The organism is Phyllobacterium sp. P5_D12, from assembly GCF_054049495.1.
Genome location: NZ_JBFUMG010000050.1, coordinates 1 through 16,280, shown reverse-complemented (window position 1 = coordinate 16,280; position 16,280 = coordinate 1). Strand labels below are relative to the sequence as shown.

15 protein-coding genes are annotated in these 16,280 nt (G+C 58.5%); 4 read left to right on the top strand and 11 right to left on the bottom strand.

What is annotated here, in order from left to right; genetic code table 11:
* Positions 1-323: 323 nt before the first annotated feature.
* The 3 genes from ACXJ5O_RS06075 to ACXJ5O_RS06065 are packed head-to-tail and all read right to left on the bottom strand — an operon-like array spanning position 324 to position 2,621.
* On the bottom strand, positions 324-734 hold the full coding sequence (locus ACXJ5O_RS06075) for a very short patch repair endonuclease (protein WP_457299104.1): 411 nt from the start codon (positions 732-734) through the stop codon (positions 324-326).
* Positions 735-1,607 carry a NaeI family type II restriction endonuclease gene (locus ACXJ5O_RS06070; RefSeq protein ID WP_457299103.1) on the bottom strand — a complete coding sequence of 291 codons (873 nt, stop codon included), beginning with the start codon at positions 1,605-1,607 and terminating at the stop codon, positions 735-737. It abuts the gene before it with no gap.
* A 42-nt stretch (positions 1,608-1,649) separates the two neighbouring features.
* The gene (locus ACXJ5O_RS06065) at positions 1,650-2,621 is read right to left on the bottom strand and encodes a DNA cytosine methyltransferase (protein WP_457299102.1); all 972 of its coding nucleotides are present in this window, start codon (positions 2,619-2,621) and stop codon (positions 1,650-1,652) included.
* A 414-nt stretch (positions 2,622-3,035) separates the two neighbouring features.
* Here ACXJ5O_RS06065 and ACXJ5O_RS06060 point away from each other — a divergent pair, with 414 nt between their 5' ends.
* A complete protein-coding gene (locus ACXJ5O_RS06060) occupies positions 3,036-4,223 on the top strand; it encodes a M14 family metallopeptidase (RefSeq protein WP_457299101.1) in 1,188 nt (395 codons plus the stop codon).
* 26 nt (positions 4,224-4,249) lie between these two features.
* A complete protein-coding gene (locus ACXJ5O_RS06055; RefSeq protein ID WP_457299100.1) occupies positions 4,250-5,545 on the top strand; it encodes an epoxide hydrolase family protein in 1,296 nt (431 codons plus the stop codon).
* On the opposite strand, the gene ACXJ5O_RS06050 is transcribed toward ACXJ5O_RS06055, so the two are convergent.
* From ACXJ5O_RS06050 to ACXJ5O_RS06040, 3 genes are all read right to left on the bottom strand, one after another.
* Positions 5,539-6,186 carry an FMN-binding negative transcriptional regulator gene (locus ACXJ5O_RS06050; protein WP_457299099.1) on the bottom strand — a complete coding sequence of 216 codons (648 nt, stop codon included), beginning with the start codon at positions 6,184-6,186 and terminating at the stop codon, positions 5,539-5,541. The two genes, ACXJ5O_RS06055 and ACXJ5O_RS06050, sit on opposite strands and share 7 nt — an antisense overlap.
* Before the next feature lie 85 nt (positions 6,187-6,271).
* Complete coding sequence (locus tag ACXJ5O_RS06045; RefSeq protein WP_457299098.1) at positions 6,272-6,760, bottom strand: anthrone oxygenase family protein; 489 nt, start codon at positions 6,758-6,760, stop codon at positions 6,272-6,274.
* Entirely contained in the window at positions 6,757-7,602 is an 846-nt protein-coding gene (locus tag ACXJ5O_RS06040) for an NmrA family NAD(P)-binding protein (RefSeq protein ID WP_457299097.1), read from the bottom strand. The genes ACXJ5O_RS06045 and ACXJ5O_RS06040 overlap by 4 nt, the downstream gene beginning before the upstream one ends.
* A gap of 237 nt (positions 7,603-7,839) precedes the next feature.
* Between ACXJ5O_RS06040 and ACXJ5O_RS06035 the strand changes: the two genes are divergently transcribed.
* Positions 7,840-8,460 carry a TetR family transcriptional regulator gene (locus ACXJ5O_RS06035; protein WP_457299096.1) on the top strand — a complete coding sequence of 207 codons (621 nt, stop codon included), beginning with the start codon at positions 7,840-7,842 and terminating at the stop codon, positions 8,458-8,460.
* Positions 8,461-8,605: 145 nt separating this feature from the next.
* On the top strand, positions 8,606-10,819 hold the full coding sequence (locus tag ACXJ5O_RS06030; protein ID WP_457299095.1) for an adenylate/guanylate cyclase domain-containing protein: 2,214 nt from the start codon (positions 8,606-8,608) through the stop codon (positions 10,817-10,819).
* Positions 10,820-10,827: 8 nt separating this feature from the next.
* Here ACXJ5O_RS06030 and ACXJ5O_RS06025 read toward each other — a convergent pair whose 3' ends face one another.
* The 5 genes from ACXJ5O_RS06025 to ACXJ5O_RS06005 form a co-directional block, all read right to left on the bottom strand.
* Positions 10,828-11,352 (bottom strand): YHS domain-containing (seleno)protein, encoded by a 525-nt coding sequence (locus ACXJ5O_RS06025; protein WP_224506838.1) that lies wholly within the window; start codon positions 11,350-11,352, stop codon positions 10,828-10,830.
* 47 nt (positions 11,353-11,399) lie between these two features.
* A complete protein-coding gene (locus tag ACXJ5O_RS06020) occupies positions 11,400-11,957 on the bottom strand; it encodes an ankyrin repeat domain-containing protein (protein ID WP_457299094.1) in 558 nt (185 codons plus the stop codon).
* Between the two features lie 116 nt (positions 11,958-12,073).
* Positions 12,074-14,017, bottom strand: coding sequence for an elongation factor G (locus ACXJ5O_RS06015; protein WP_457299093.1), 1,944 nt, complete (start codon positions 14,015-14,017; stop codon positions 12,074-12,076).
* Positions 14,018-14,092: 75 nt separating this feature from the next.
* A complete protein-coding gene (locus ACXJ5O_RS06010) occupies positions 14,093-15,379 on the bottom strand; it encodes a CynX/NimT family MFS transporter (RefSeq protein ID WP_457299092.1) in 1,287 nt (428 codons plus the stop codon).
* Positions 15,376-16,053 carry a FadR/GntR family transcriptional regulator gene (locus ACXJ5O_RS06005; RefSeq protein ID WP_457299091.1) on the bottom strand — a complete coding sequence of 226 codons (678 nt, stop codon included), beginning with the start codon at positions 16,051-16,053 and terminating at the stop codon, positions 15,376-15,378. Before ACXJ5O_RS06005 ends, ACXJ5O_RS06010 begins: the two co-directional genes overlap by 4 nt.
* Between the last annotated feature and the right edge of the window lie 227 nt (positions 16,054-16,280).

Below are 16,280 nucleotides of genomic sequence, written 5' to 3'. Positions count from 1 at the left end.
GAGATACGGAAGACGACCGAACTTGCCAGGTCCTTTTCATGGGTCTCGTGCTGATTGCCGCTCATCCACCGCATGAGGAGATAGCAGGCAAGCGTCAGCGCGACCGTTCCGCCGACGAAAATGGCACCAATAAAAATCCCCAACACCATGCGTGTCTCCCGCCAGACGGTTTGTTCGGTGGCTGGTCACTCGCGCGTTGAAAAGCGCAAACGCAACCAACCGACCGATACAACCGATGGTATTCCCCGGGGAGCAATCTACGTGGTTTTGACGGAAAGGCTACTGGGGGATCTATATGTTAAGTGGGACGGACGCGTCCGATATCACGCCAAGAACGAGTGCAATGTTTGAGCGAGTTCTTCCTCGTCGTGTGTCTCACACTCCCAAATGATCAAGACCCTCCAGCCGTCTTGAACTAGAGCGTCCATATTTTGGGAATCACGCTGTTGATTTCGTTGAAGTTTCGGGAGCCAATATTCTGGCCTTGATTTTGGTAAGGCAGAATCTGTGCAAGCTGTTTCAGGGTGCTGATGCCAAAAACAACCGTGTACGAAGATTATTGCACGTCTCCCAGGGAATACCAGATCAGGCTTTCCAGGAAGATCTTTCCGGTGCAGTTGGTATCGGTACCCAAGGCGGTGAGCGAGCTGCCGCACGGCCATTTCCGGCTTCGTACTATGACTTCTAATACGCGCCATATTGGCGCTGCGACGTTCTGGAGTTAGTTTGTCCACTTAATCTATGTGACGCGCTTTCCGTAAAAGGTCAATTTGATCTACGGCTAAAGGCTTGAAGGATATAAATTGATCCCTGGTAACGGGTCCGAGTCCGAGTTGCTGAATCAAGCTCCGATCACGTTGTCCCCATAGTAAAGCGATACCCTTTGGAGCGAGAACATCACGTGCACCACCGTTCCGGCGAATACGTTTCATGTAGTCGTGCTGTTGGGCTAGAGCCTGAACTTGGATACGCGAAATTGGACTCTGTTGTATCTTTTCAAATAGCGATGCAATACGTGCCGTTCCACCGCCTGCTGAAAGTATCGCCTGGCGATCGGCCACGGGAAGGATTTCCCAAAAATTTGGCGGGTAGGGGTGGCTGCGTAACAACCACCAAATATTTGTCATTGCAGCAGCTGTGATCGTTCGTTTCGAATCGCGGTTCGCTCCTCGATTTAGATACTGATCTTTTACAACAATGAGCCCAACGTCACAGAGAGCTTTTTTTTCACTGACGCGTATCAAAAGAGCTGGGTGGCCATAACTCTCGAGTGGAATCGTCCAATTGATGCCCATAGTGTTCTTGATGTCGACTTCGTAGCCATCAACTGAGAGATCAAGAATTTTGCCTTTACCCAACTTTAGATGGTTTCGCAGGAGAATTTCGATTTTGGTACCGAGATAAGTCTTTTCGGTTTTTTCTGTCTCATCAAGAGTGAAGCGGTTTGTCCGAGGCGCATCGATTACCTCGTCAATCGCTTGCCTAAAGAGAGCCGGGACTTCGACTGAAAACGCAGCTTGGTTACCTCCATGTCGCACCAGCGCTAAAGCGATGGGCGCAAGGACCGGATAGTCAGGATGTTCAACGGAAAGTGGAATCAAAACCATGCGCGCTATCTTTAGCGGACATGGTTGTTGAGTGGTTAAAATTTAGCTTGCCAGTGCCGGAATGTGAAAAATGGTGCGCCGCTGCATGGCCTCGCGCAAATTCATAGCCACAGCTCGCGCCACGGGCGGGGGAAAAGCATTGCCAACTTGCCGGTAAGCAGCCGTTTTTTTTCCATGAAATTGCCAACCATCGTCAAATCCCTGGATACGGGCAGCCATTCGTACAGTTAAACGCGGCATACCAACGAAATCAGATTCCGGGGCGGAGTCGGCGAGAGATTTTCCGTTAACTCCAAGAGTTTCCCACGCACGCCGCGCTCTTGTGGGCCCTAAATCCGGCCCGCCATGCTTTTTTGAACCGCCAACCAGAGTCGGCGCAATCTCATTGGCCCGCTTGGCCCAAGCGCGGGCGCCGCGCCATCCATTGATTGACATGAGGTCGATAAGGGTCTCGCCAACAGTCGGTGGGTCGTTAGGAGTTGGTGACGGCCAATCAAAACCATCTTTGATGTCATCTCTTAGCGCGACAATAACAACCCGCGGGCGTAGTTGAGGAACGCCATAGTCAGATGCGTTTAAGAGCCGCCAATGCGCTTCATAACCAAGTTTTTTTAGCTCGCTACGAATAAATCCGCGGTAATCCTCAAAAACCGCACCCAAGAATCCCCTAACGTTCTCAATCATGATTGCTTTTGGTCTTGTTTCATCAACGACGCGTATTGCAGACGGAAACAAATTGCGTTCGTCTTTTTCGCCAAGCTGCTTGCCGGCGATCGAAAATGGCGGACAAGGCAAACCGCCTGCTAGCAAATCAATACCTTTATACGAGGTTGCGGAAAACTGATTTAAATCATCCTCATGGACCGTCCATTCGGGCCGGTTTAATTGAAGCGTTAGGCAGCAATCCCGGTCAATTTCAACAACGCCTTCGTGTCCGAACCCTGCCATCTCCAAACCACTCGCTTGCCCACCTGCACCCGCGCATAGTTCTAGAGAGGTCAATTGAGTTTCCAAGACGTCACCTCGATAGTAGGACAAAACAAGAACATGATTGAGATAGCATAGGCGGGAACTGCCGTCAAAAACGCTAAAGTTGAATCGTATGATAGTGTGTTTCGCGTAATGAGAGTGTAAACACTTGGGTAGCACTCTGACTATCCACAGATACTCCGGATCGCGCGCGCTACGTCAAACATCCCGCACCAACTGCGCCATGTCCCATGCTTCCGCTCCCGCCACGCCGGTGCGGGCCGGGCCGTTCTGACTTTCCTTGCCAGGCGATCTCATCGTGGCGACCGCAACTTAACCGTTACGTACTTGCTGTTTCGGCCGGACGCGAGTTCATTTGTTTCAAGCATTTCTGCGGGCGTCCCCGCCCGTGATGCATTGCCGTGCCACTGCTTTTCAAATCACAAAGGACCTCCCATCATGTCGGACAAGCCTAAAGAAGGCCTCGATCGCCGCGACTTCATGATCGCATCTATTACCACAGTCGGCGTGTCGGCTGCCCTTGCCGCCAGCGCTGGCGCCGCGAACGCCCAGGACACAGCGGCACCGGCTGCGCCGCAGGCAACCGTCTATACCGGTGATGTCGTGCAGGGGAAGAAGGTCGTCAGTACGCTCGACGTCAACGACCTCGAGCCCGGCAAGAAGCATTTCCTGTATTTTCAGGGTGTGCAGATGCCCACGGGCCAGCAGCGGTATGCGTCTGTAATTGTCGCCAAGGGGGCAAAGCCGGGCAAGCGCGTCGTTCTGGTCAGCGGCGTGCATGGCGACGAGATGAGTTCAGTGCATACGGTCCAGACCGTATTGAACCAGCTCGATCCGGCGCAGATGTCCGGCACGGTAATGGCGGTCACGGACGTGTCTGGCCCGGCCATCGAGGCCATGCAGCGCAGATGGCCCAATTCGGGCAGGGGCCCCGATCTCGTCGACATGAACCGGGTGTGGCCCGGAAACGAGAACGGTGCCACCGCGACCAGCCGGCACGCCGGGCTGCTGTTCAACCGGCTTTTCCGGCCCAACGCCGACGTCGCGATCGACTTCCACACCGGGACAACCGGTTTCGAGGTCTCCGCATTCAATATTGCCAGCATGGATGTGCCAGAGATCAAGGCAATCGTGGATCTTTATCCCGTCAGGCAGATTTTCGACAATCACACCTATCCTGGCGTCCTGCATAACGCGTTTATCGATGCGGGCATCCCGTCCTTTTGCCCGGAGGTCGGCGCTGCGCGTGTCCTCGACCTCGAAATGATCGCCCAGTTTGTGGAAGGCACGATGAACGTCCTCAAGCATCATGGCATCCTTGCTGCACCGATGGGACGCACCGGCAAGGACGCGGGTGTTTTTGTCGGCAACAGCGCATTTCCGATTCTGGCAACGGAGGGCGGGTTCGTCGAGCATCTGGTCAAGCTCAACGACAAGGTCGAAGCCGGACAGAAGGTAGCCATCCAGCGCAACAGCTTCGGCGAGGTGGTTGCGGAGTACACCAGCGGCGTGGCTGGAGAGGTGGCGGGGCTGCGCAGCGATGTATCGTGCGAGCCCGGCAACCCCTTGACATTTATCCTGTACCATAAGGCGCCGCCGGAGGGTGGCGAGACTTATCCCGAGTAGTCCACCGATCAAAAGGGGGGAATGAAATGACAAGACTTATCAAGACACTTGCGGCAGTCACGCTTTGGTTTGTTATCGCCGTTGGCGGTGCGCCGCCAGTGCTCGAGGCAAATGCGCAGGCAGCCGAAGATACATCGATAAAGCCGTTCACTATCCATGTGCCGGAGGAGGAACTCACCCAGCTCAAACGCCGGATCCAGGAGACGCGCTGGCCCGACCCGGAGACGGTGACCGATCAATCCCAGGGCATACAACTCGCCAAGCTCAAGCCGCTGGTCGAGTATTGGGGCAGCGACTACGACTGGCGCAAGGTGGAGGCGAGGGTGAATGCCCTGCCGCAGTTCACCACCAGGATCGACGGGATCGATATCTACTTCATCCACGTTCGCTCGAAGCATCCGAACGCCCTGCCTGTGATCATCACCCATGGCTGGCCAGGATCGGTGTTCGAGCAGCTCAAGATCATCGATCCGCTGACGAATCCGACCGCCCATGGCGGGCAACCGGAGGACGCGTTCGATGTGATCATTCCGTCGATGCCCGGCTATGGCTTTTCCGGCAAGCCGACGGACACCGGTTGGGGTCCCGACCGTACCGCGAAAGTCTGGGCGGAACTGATGAAGCGCCTCGGCTATACGCGCTATGTCGCCCAGGGCGGCGACTGGGGCTCTCCGGTATCGAGCGCAATGGCGCGCCAGGCTCCGGAAGGTCTGCTCGGCATCCACATCAACTTGCCGGCGATCGTACCGCCCGAGATTGCGGCAGTGCTTGCCGTCGGCGGGCCTGCGCCTGAGGGATTGACCGAGAAGGAACGCGAGACATTCGATGCGCTTGCCGCGGCCGGCAAAATGGGGAACAGGTCCTATGCGACGATGATGGGCACGCGGCCGCAGACGGTAGGCTATGCCATCACGGACTCGCCAGCCGGCCTCGCGGCATGGATGCTCGGGCATCCGGGCTTTTCCAGATGGACATACAGCAACGACGATCCGGAAAAATCTGTCGACGAAGTTCTGGACGACGTCACGCTGTACTGGCTGACGAACAGCGCGACCTCCTCGGGCCGACTCTACTGGGAATATGGCGGTGGCCGCAGTCCGGCCCTATCGGTCGGCGAGATGACCTCCGAAATAGCGCTGCCGGTGGCGATCACGGTATTTCCTTTCGAAAACTATCGCGCCCCGGAGACATGGGCCCGGCGCGCCTACCGCAACCTGATCTACTTCCACGAGGTCGACAAGGGCGGTCACTTCGCCGCGTGGGAACAGCCGGAGCTTTTCAGCGCGGAGCTGCGAGCTGCGTTCAAATCGCTGCGTCAGTAGGACTTCGTACCGCCAGCCCGCACCAACTCGGCCATGGCGCGCGCCTCCGTCGTGTGCTGATCGGCTTCGAGCCCATCCGCGACGCCGGTGCGGTCGTTCTCAGGGCGGTTCTGGCTGACCTTCCACTTGCCTTCGATCTCGGCGATCTCGATCTCGATGCCGACAATACCTTTCAGCTGCGAGTCGATATAGGTTTCCGGAGCGTCATCCACCGCCCATGGCGCGGCGCGGGGCGCTTCGTTGCGGGCGGTGAGGGCTGAGACATGGGTCCGCAGCCAGTCGCGATCCTCGATGATTTTCGCCGTGCCGCGCACCTGCACGATGGCATAGTTCCATGTGGGCACGACCTTGCCGGTTTCCTGTTTGGTCGCATACCAGGAGGGCGTCACATAGGTCTGCGGGCCTTGAAAGACGATGAGCACCCGGCCGTCGCTCGCGAGCTGGCGCCATTGCGGATTGGCGCGGGCGACGTGGGCGAAGAGCGTGCCCTTCGGCGAGGCCTCTGCATCGAGCAGGAAGGGAATGGCATTGGCGTTCGGGCCATCTTCGCCGCTGTTGATCAGCAGGCCGAGCGGATGCGCCTTGATGAGCGCGTGCTGGATTTCGAGCCTCTCCTCGCGGAAATGCGGCGGCTGGTACATGGGGTGCTCCTTGGTATTCTTGCGCCGGAGTGTGCATCAGGACCAGGCTTGGTACAAGGCGGGGTGAGGCGCCTTGTGCAGGGTTTCACGCGGCCTGCCTGCCATAAGCAAGGATGAAGGCGATGAGCGCGCCGATATTGGCGAAGGTGCGGACATGGTTCCACGGCAGCCACTTGGCGAGATAGCGGGTCCACATGGCGGCGCCTTCCGGGCTCGTTGGCGAAACGGCGGCGAGAGCATCATTGAGCGGGACGTTGAACACCATGGTGACGACGATCACACCGGCAAGATAGAGCAGGCTGCCGGCAAGCAGCCATGCCGAGCCGGGCTCGGCCCAGCGCAGGACGCTGGCGACGCCGAGGCCAAGGCAAAGCAGGGCCGTGCCGAAGAAGGCGAGGCCGAATGTGGCATTGAGGATCGTCACGTTGATCGAATTCATGGCGGCGATGCCCTGTTCGGGCGGCAGTTTTGCCAGCGCCGTCATGATGAAACTGGAGAAGGCGAAGAACAAGCCGGCCATCAGGCCGCTGCCAAGCGCGGCAATGAGGGTGAGGAGCGGGATGAAGGCGATCATTGCGCGCCCTCCCAGATGCCGGTTGCGGCGGCTTCGCTGGCATATGCGGTGAAATCGAGGGGAGCGCGGCCGAGCGCCTCGCGGACACCGTCGGTCAAATATTCGTTGCGCCCGTCGAGCACTACGGTGAACAGCTCATTGACGAGCGCGGCGATATCGGCGGGCACCTGTTCCTGTTCGAGACCTTGCATGAATTCCTCCGGGCTGATGGTGGCGTAATTTATAGGGCGCCCGGTGGCCTTGGCAATCTCGGCAGCGGCTTCGGCGAAGGTTAAGGCGCGCGGGCCGGTGACCTCATAGAGCTGGCCGATATGGCGGTCATCGGTGAGCGCGGCGGTGACGATATCGGCGATATCATCGGCATGGATGAAGGGTTCGCGCACCGTGCTGACCGGCAGCGCCATCTCACCGGCGAGGATCGGGCCGAGCAGCATGCTTTCGCTGAAGTTCTGCATGAACCAGCTGGCGCGGACAATGGTCCAATCGGCGGCGGAGGCTTGCAGCATCTGCTCGGCGCGCTGGGCTTCGGGCTCGCCGCGGCCGGAGAGGAGGACGAGACGCTTGACACCCTTTCGGATGGCGAGGCGGGCGAGATCGCCTACGGCTTCGGCAGCGCCCGGCGCGGCGAGGTCGGGATAGTACGTGATGTAGGCGGCCGAGACGCATTCGAGCGMGGGTGCCCAGGTTTCGGGGTTCTCCCAATCGAAGGCGGGGCTGGCATTGCGCGAGCCAATACGCACGGGGACACCCTGCGCTGTGAGGCGCTCGGCGACGCGGCGGCCGGTCTTGCCGGTGCCGCCGATGATCAGAACGGGGAATTTCGAGGTGCGGAAGGTGGTCATTTTCATCTCCTCTTGGTTCCCGTCTTGAAACTCTACTGCGGCGGTCATCTGACGCGATTTTCTGCGCTTCCGGTGCTCGCGTACTTTACGTACGCTGCGCTCCGGTTCTCGAAAACCACGTCCTATGTCTCGCCGCAGCGACTTTCTAAACAGGCCCTTAAACATGAGCAATTCTCATATTTGCAAATGTGATAAATCCTCATATTATAGGAGTCAAGCAAAATGTGAGGAATACTCATGAATGAGATTGGGCCAATCGAGGGCGTACGGCGCGAGCCAACGCAAAAACGCAGCCGGGAGCGGGTGGAACGGATACTGAGTTGCGCCTCGACGCTCATCGAGAAGAGCGGCAGCGATGCCATGCGCATGAGCGACGTGGCGGAGATGGCGGGGATTTCCATCGGTTCGCTCTACCAGTACTTTCCTGACAAGGGCGCGATCATCCGCACGCTGGCGGAGCGCTACAATGTGCTTGGCCAGCAATGTATCGCGGAAGGGCTGCAGGATGTGCAGGGCAAAGAAGGCTTGCGGCGGGCGTTTGGCGAATTGATCGATGTCTATTACGCGATGTTCCTCGCCGAGCCGGTGATGCGCGACATCTGGTCGGGGACGCAGGCGGACAAGGCGCTGCGCGATATCAGTCTTGCCGACAGCCGCATCAATGGCGCGGTGCTGGCGGCGGCGCGGGCGCGGGTCGACCCCAAGGCGGACCGCGACGAACTGGAGGCGTCGAGCTTTCTGATCATGCAACTCGGCGAGGCGACGATGCGCCTTGCGATCTCGGTTGAGCGCCAAGAGGGCGACGCGCTGGTCGAGCATTTCAAGCGCATGGTGCTGCGAGAGATGATGGAGGGGTGAAATGGCAGGAACCCTTGCCACCGCAATGGTATCGCTACCTGACCTGCTATAAGATATGGCTGGAGCCGTCGTGCTCCTTGTTTTTACGCAATTCCGGACGGAAAACGCTTCACACTTTTCCTGGAATTGCTCTCGGGGGCCGGGCATGGAGCGCCGTCTTGCAGCCGTTCTGATCGCTGATGTCGTCGGTTACAGCCATTTGAGCCAGATCGACGAGGAGGGAACGCGCGCCCGTTTTCAGGATGACCTCGGCGAAGTCTTCGAGCCGAACATCGCCGAGTATAATGGGCGGCTGGTCAAGACCATGGGTGACGGCCTTCTGGTCGAGTTCCRGAGCGTGGTCGCCGCATTGCGTTGTGCCGTCGAGGTGCAGCGCGAAAAGGCTGAACGCAATGCTGCCGCTCCACAGGAAAAGCGTCTGGTTTTTCGCATTGGTGTCAATCTCGGGGACATCATGGTCGAGGGCGAGGATATTCACGGCGACGGTGTCAATATTGCCGACCGGATACAGGCGCTCGCGGAACCGGGCGGCATTGCGATTTCCGGAACGACCTATGATCAGGTGAAATCGAAACTTCCGGTTGGCTATGTCTCGCTCGGCGAGCAAAGAGTCAAAAGCATCGCCGAGCCGATCCGGATATATCGCGTTGTGCTCGACCCTGCCGGAGCGGGCAAGACAGTCGGCGCACGCAGACGCTTGCGCCGCTGGCGCGTGCCAGCCGTCGCAGCCCTTGTTTTGACGTTGCTCGGCGCAGGGTTGCTGTGGTGGAAACCTGCGCAATTGTTTCAGCCTGCATCACTTGTCGAGCGGTTCGCCTATCCGCTGCCGGACAAGCCTTCGGTGGCGGTGCTGCCTTTCATCAATGTGAGCGGCGACACGGATCATGACCACCTTGCGGCGGGACTGACAGACGATCTCATCACCGAGCTCTCAAAGGTCTCTGGCCTGTTCGTGATTGCACGTCATTCGGTTTTCGCCATCCACGATACGGCCGGAAAGATTCAGGATGTGGCGGCTGAACTCGGCGTCCACTACGTTCTCGAGGGGACATTGCAACGTGCAGATTCCCGACTGCGGATCAACGTCAAGCTGATCGATGCGCTTACCGGTCTTTCCTTGTGGGCCGAGCGATACGATCGCCAGTATGCCGACCTATTTGCGGTTCAGGACGATGTCATCGGCAAGATCATTTCTGCGCTTGAGGTCAAGCTAAGCGAAGGCGAGCGTGACCAGCTGGCGCGAATACCGACCGAGAATCTCGAGGCCTATGATTATTATCTCCGAGCCGAGCAGGAAGGTTTCTATTACAGTGACGTCGAGACTTACCGGCGAACATTGTCATACTATCAGAAGGCACTCGATCTCGATCCGAATTTTGCCAATGCCCATGMCGGAATCGCCCGCGTGGCTGTGGATGTCTGGCGCAACGATTACAATTATCTCTGGTCTGCCGCGGTGGCGCGAAAGATAGCCTACGACGCAGCGGGTCAGGCGCTGAAATTGGACCCAAATAACGCTCGTGCGCATACGGTGCTCGCGCTTCTGCAGCTGGTCGACGGGCGGGAGGTGGAGGCGAGGGATTCCGCCAGCCGGGCGGTGGCTGCACAGCCGAACGACGCGGAGATCGTCGGTAATCTGGCGCTTATCCTGGCACAAACCGGCAGCCGCGCGCAGGCGGTGACCGAGATTGAAAAGGCGCTGCGGCTCGATCCCACGCCGCCGCCTAGCCTGCAGTTGCTTGCCGGCATTGTTTTTTACACCGCGCGCGACAGCGAACGGGCGGTTCCTCTGATGGAGACCGCGCGCGATGCTCTTCCCAAAGCGGAGCCCGCACGTGAATATCTCGCCGCTGCCTATGTGGATCGCGGCGACCAGACGCTTGCATCCCGGGAAACGGGGAAATTGCTGGAACTGTTTCCGGATACCAATCTGACATACTACGGTTATCTCTATGATTATTGGCGGGAAGACGATCTGCGCCATCATCTGGACGGGCTGCGCGCTGCCGGGGTGCCTGAATGGCCGTTCGGCTTTGAAGCCAATCCAGCCGACCAGGTCGGCGAGGCGGAATTGAGCGCGATGGTCAATAACAAGACCTGGACGGGCAAGCACAAGAACGGCACCGAATTCATCCAGTATTTCGACACGGCCGGAAACACCGCATACCGCAGCGCCAACACGAATATAACCGGCTTGATCGAAGTTCGCGGCAACCGCCTATGCGAGCGGTTCGGGGGCTATTTCCTGGATCGGATGGTATGCGGCTATGTTTACCGCAACACGGCGCCGGAGCAGCGCGACGCGAAATATGTTCACGTCACGCCGCGCGCATTGATGTATTTTTCCATAACCCCTTGAGGTACCTGTCAGTTGGCGGGGGCCTTCTGCCAATCCGTCTGCAACTTCTCTGCAACGAGCGTGTGCTCCACATCGGACCAGTGCTTGCGCGAGTCGGTGAGCTTGGTCGGGTTCTTTTCAAATCCATCGGCTGCTCCCGGATCATAGCTTATGTACAGTTTGCCTTCGATGATCCGCCAGGCTTTCGGGTCGACATTGGTCGTGACTGTCCCGAACGAAACACCGTCTGCGCAATAGCCGCCATATTGCGGGGCATATTTTGCAGGTTCTGCGATGAACAGATCGCGATTTTCTGCGCTGGCAAACTGCCAAGTCGCGCCAAGCCAGCGGTATGAGTACTTATCGGATCCCTGAACGGCCTGGTTCTGCGTGAAATAGGCGACCGGGTCATAGCCCTTGATTGCCACATCGCCAAAATAGCCGGTGTTGACGAGTTCTTCGGCCCCGGCAGGCGGCGTGAACGAGAGCAGCATTACGGCCGCAGCCATAGATGCAGCAATTTGAAACTTGCGTTTCAAGCGGTGTTCCAGCATTTCAGTTTCTCCCTTAGTTCCGGTGCGGTGTTACCGGCGACCAGCAGTCATTTGCGCTTGGTGCACTCGGTAAAAAGCCATTGGCCAACCAGATCGGCCTTCTGGCATTCAGCGCCCGCCTTCATTAGCAGGGTAGCCGCATCCCAATGTTCCCGCCATCCAGCCTGGGTGAGTGGCGTATAACCGTTGCGTTCTTTTGGATCGACTTCAGCCTTGTTGGCCAATAGGTACGCTACCACATCGGCATGACCCTCTTCGGCCGCCGCATGCAGAGGTGTCATGTGATAGAAGTTCTTTTCGTCATTGACCGCCGCACCCTTCTCAACCAGCAACTTTACCGTATCGAGATTTCCGCCATAGGCAGCAGCGTGCAACGCCGTCAGCCCGCCTTTGTTGCGAATTTCGATGTTCGAACCGCGTTCGAGTAAGATAGCCACCACGTCCGGCTTTCCGGCCAGTGACGCGATAAGGAGAACCGGCTCGCCGGCGTCATCCGGTTGCGCAATGTCGGCACCCTGATCCAGCAATTGTTTAACGGTTGCGACATCGCCATTTTTGGCGGCGTCATGCAGCGGCCCCGCCAGCGCGGGCGAGACCCCCAACATTCCTCCGATAAATGCAACGCAAAAAAAGTTCACCGAACGTCCCCCGTCTCAGCATCCATGAGCGGAACGGCGGAAGGTATCACATTGGGCCTTAGACCGGAATTAACCCGTAGGGATTAGCTTGCGTGGGCACTGATGATGGCATCGGCTTCTTTCCCATAAAGTTCTTCGAAATGATCGAAGTTCTTCGAAAATGTGCCAATGCCCTGTGTAGCGGAGCGCAGCGAGCGCGCCAGTTCGTCGAGCGCGCTGCCGGGAATGAGCGCGCGGAAGACATCCCATCCCTTGGCGGTGTCGTCCCGATCGAAGCCAAGGACCTGGCCCTTGAAGGAGGAGACGATCGGCACAAGACTGCCGGAGTAGATGGAGGGGATGTGGATCTCCACACGGAAGATTGGCTGCATCAGCACCGCGGATGCCTGGGCCAGCGCGTCGCGCACCCCCATTTTGCCTGCGGCCCGGAATGCAAATTCGGAACTATCGACGGAATGGTGCTGGCCGTCGGTCAGCGTTACGCCGACATCGATGACGCGAAGACCCAGCGGGCCTTTCTCCATCGCTTCGCGAGCTCCGGCCTCGACTGCGGGAATGAAATTGCGCGGAACAGCACCGCCTTTAACCGTTTCGCCGAAGCTGAAGCCTTCGCCGCGTTCATTCGGGTGGATGCTCAGTTTCACATCGGCGAACTGTCCGGCACCGCCGGTCTGCTTGCGGTGCCGGTAGTGAACATCGGATGTTTTCGAGATCGTCTCGCGGTAAACAGGGCTTGGTGGCCGGTCGGTCACGTTGACATGAAAGACTTCCGCCAGGGTCTTGCAGAGATCGCGCAAATGCACCGGTCCCTGGACGCAGATCAATTGAGCGCCGGTCCCTTCCTCCTGCGTGACCTTGAGGCCGTGATCGGTCTCTGCGAGCTTTGCCAGCGTTTCGGAGAGCTTGGTCTCGTCCCGTTCGCTGTCGGGAACCAATATGCGTTCCAGCATGGGGGTAGGCGGCTCTGTCCATGCCGGTGATGCGACAGCAGTGTCGGCTGTCAGCAGCGACGGAACAGGCAAATGATCGGATTTTACCGTGGCGAAAACGTCGCCTCGGAGTATCGCCGTTGTAACAGGTTTGCCGGTCCCGGTATCCTGCACTGGTCCCAAACGGGAGCCKGCAAGTAGAGATCCCTGCTTGAGGCCATCGCCGAGAGCACGCACAAGCACCGACTTGCCGACGTTCTGGCGGTGATAGGCGTGGAAGCTCACGCCGACCAACGCCGCCTCTTTGATGTTGACGGCCGCTGCAAGGCGCGCGCGAAGAGCTTCGTGTTGCGGCGCTTCATGACGCAGGGCCTTCATCAGGCGCATGATGCCGTTGCTATGGCTTGCGGCGCCGACAAGAACGGGGATGATCCGGTTTTCCCGCAGGACGCGTGAAGAGATGGCATAAATAGCATCGCTGGCGGGTTCGCGGTCTTCGATGAGTTCCTCCAGCAGCCAGTCGTCGAATTCAGAGAGAGATTCGAGAAGTTCGGCACGCGCTTCATGCTCGCGCTCTACAACATCGGTGGGAATTTCGACAAGAGCCGACGTCTGGCCCTCGCGGTAGCGCCAGGCACGCTCCGAAATAAGGTCGCAGGTGCCGACGATCTTATCGCCTTCGCGAATCGGGATCTGCCGCAGCAATAGTGTGTGGCTTGCGAAGTCCTGGAGCGAGGCGATGACGTCTCTCAGCCGTCCCCTCGGTTCGTCCATCCGGTTCACGAATACGATACACGGTGTTCCCGAAGCTTCTATCACCCGCAGATAAGGAGCTGCAAGAACAGCTTCCTCGGGGTTCGGCGACACACACAGGATGCAGGCATCACTGGCTAAAAGCGCATGCTGGGCGTGGGCCAAGGCCTCACCCGAGCCAGGCGCATCCAGCGCACACCATGCTTCGTTTCCGAACTCGAATTCCGTCAGGCCCAATCCGTATGGAGAAATGGATTTTTTCGATGCACCTTCCAGTGCGGCCAGTTTTTCCACGAGCGTGGATTTCCCGGCCTGCGAGGGACCGAGTACCGTAAAGCAGCGCATGGCGTTCCTCCCTGCCACGAACAATCTCTACCATCAGGATGCCCCAGACTGGCGCAAAGCGCTAGGGCGGCATTGTCAAAGCTCGATTGTTTTCGCGCCAACGTGGGTCGATCGCCCGGCGCCCCAACCGAACAGGGTCGCTCCAAGCCCGAGAAGGACGAATAGCGCAGCTGTGGCGGCGAAACTCCCGGTGAGGCCATGAATGAGCCCGACCAGAAGCGGACCCGTCGCGGCAAGCATATAGCCAATGCATTGCGCCATGCCGGAAAGATGCGATGCCACATGTGCATTCGGTGATCGCAAAACGATAATAGTCATGGCAATGGCGATCAGTCCGCCTTGACCAAGGCCTTGGACGACAGCCCACACCCAGACCGTTGACAAGGGCGCGAACAGAAAACCGAGCAGGCCGGTGACCGCAAGCGCAACGAGCGCCACATTGAGGAGCCGCTGGTTCCTGCAGCGCACTGCTAGCGACGGAACGAGGAGGCAGGCAAAAACCTGCGCCATGACCGACACGGATACCACGACGCCCGCTGTAACGCCGTCGAGCCCGCGCTCGCGCAGGATCGGCGATAGCCAGCCGAAGACGCAGTAAGCCAAAGCCGATTGCAGTCCCATGAATAAGGTGACCTGCCAGGCAAGGCGATCGCGCCAGAGACCTTCAACCCTGAAGCCGGCATGCTTCGTGCGGACTTTCCTGAAGAAGGCATGCGGGAACCAGATCACCGCGACGAGTATCGCCGGTATCGCCCATGCACCAAGCGCCAAGGACCAAGAGCCGCCGAGCACGCGCTGCAAGGGCAGGGTGAAACCAGCTGCGCTGGCTGCTCCTGCACAGAGCGCCATAGTATAAAGGCCGGTCATCATGCCGGTTCTCGAGGCGAAGTCGCGTTTCACAAGGCCCGGAAGCAGAACGTTGCCGACAGCGATACAGGAACCGGCAAGGGCAGTCCCGAAGAACAGCAATGGCAGCGAGCCGAAGCCGCGCAACGCGGTGCCCAATGCAAGAAGCAGCAGCACGGCCAGCAACGTTCGTTCCGCGCCGATGCGCTGTGCCAGCCTTGGCGCGAGCGGGGCGAAGACGCCAAGGCAGACGACGGGCAGGGTTGTCAGAACGCCGGCGCCGAAAGAGGACAGCCCCGTCTGTTCGATGATCTCCGGCAAAAGCGCAGACGCACTGGAGAAGACCGGACGAAGATTGAAGGCGATGAGGACGAGGCTCAACCCCGTGACGATCTGTGCGGCACGACTTGCAAAAACCGGAGGCCTGGGCTGTGGAACGCTGTCGGCTTCGGCATCGATCAATTGCTCGCTGGCGATATCCTGTGGTCCGGAGCTGGGGGATATATGCTGGTTCATGATGCGAGAAGCCGATCGAGTTCAAGGAGAATGGGAGCCATGAAAGCCCGGGTGGTGAGAGTTGCTTTCTCCGGATCGCCCGAGGCGATGGCATCGATGATCGCGGAATGAGCAGCCATGTCGGGTTCGGGGAGTTCGCCGGTCACCGTGGCCTTGATGATTTCCTGGGTCGAAGTCGAGAAGAACTCGTAGACCTCGATGAGTGCGCTGTTTCCGGAAGCGGCAACAACCGCCTTGTGAAATGCAAGGTCCTGTTCGACATAGCGATCATGATCGGCGGGATTGTACTCGCCGCGATCGCTAAGCATTTGCCGAAGTTCTGCGACGATCTCCGGTGTATGTCGCGTTGCCGCAAGGCGCGCGGCCTCTACTTCGAGCGCACAACGCGTCTCGACCTGATCGCGAAGCCCGGTCCGCCGGATTCGGAGCAGACTGTCCTCCGCATCGATCACCGAGCGGACATAGGTGCCTGAGCCCTGCCTCGTTTCAAGGATGCCCTGAGAAACGAGGACGCGAACAGCTTCCCGCACGGTGCCGCGACTGACGCCCAGCATGTCGGCAAGCGTCGCTTCATTCGGAATGCGCTCTCCGATCTGCCAGCGGCTGGCGGTGATTTCAGCACGAATATTTTGAATCGCAGTGTCTGTAAGATTGGTGCGCACGGCGGGTTTCATCGGGATAATTCCTAAAGTCATCTGATGATTTAATGAATACCGTCGTCGCTGTTGTGTCAACCCAATCGCATCCAAATTGGAGAAACACTTGCCTCATGCTGCAGATTGCACTAGCCAATAAGGACAATATTTAGCCAGGAATTACACACCAGCATGACTCTCGTTGATACGCGTACGCCGGAACCCAAGCGTTTTGTTTCAGGTGCCACAGGCGATTGGGAGATCGT

Coding starts and splice junctions, on each gene's coding strand:
- ACXJ5O_RS06070 (WP_457299103.1), bottom strand. CDS start 1,607: ATGGTTTTGATTCCACTTTCCGTTGAACATCCTGACTATCCGGTCCTT.
- ACXJ5O_RS06060 (WP_457299101.1), top strand. CDS start 3,036: ATGTCGGACAAGCCTAAAGAAGGCCTCGATCGCCGCGACTTCATGATC.
- ACXJ5O_RS06055 (WP_457299100.1), top strand. CDS start 4,250: ATGACAAGACTTATCAAGACACTTGCGGCAGTCACGCTTTGGTTTGTT.
- ACXJ5O_RS06050 (WP_457299099.1), bottom strand. CDS start 6,186: ATGTACCAGCCGCCGCATTTCCGCGAGGAGAGGCTCGAAATCCAGCAC.
- ACXJ5O_RS06045 (WP_457299098.1), bottom strand. CDS start 6,760: ATGATCGCCTTCATCCCGCTCCTCACCCTCATTGCCGCGCTTGGCAGC.
- ACXJ5O_RS06035 (WP_457299096.1), top strand. CDS start 7,840: ATGAATGAGATTGGGCCAATCGAGGGCGTACGGCGCGAGCCAACGCAA.
- ACXJ5O_RS06025 (WP_224506838.1), bottom strand. CDS start 11,352: ATGCTGGAACACCGCTTGAAACGCAAGTTTCAAATTGCTGCATCTATG.
- ACXJ5O_RS06020 (WP_457299094.1), bottom strand. CDS start 11,957: ATGTTGGGGGTCTCGCCCGCGCTGGCGGGGCCGCTGCATGACGCCGCC.
- ACXJ5O_RS06010 (WP_457299092.1), bottom strand. CDS start 15,379: ATGAACCAGCATATATCCCCCAGCTCCGGACCACAGGATATCGCCAGC.
- ACXJ5O_RS06005 (WP_457299091.1), bottom strand. CDS start 16,053: ATGAAACCCGCCGTGCGCACCAATCTTACAGACACTGCGATTCAAAAT.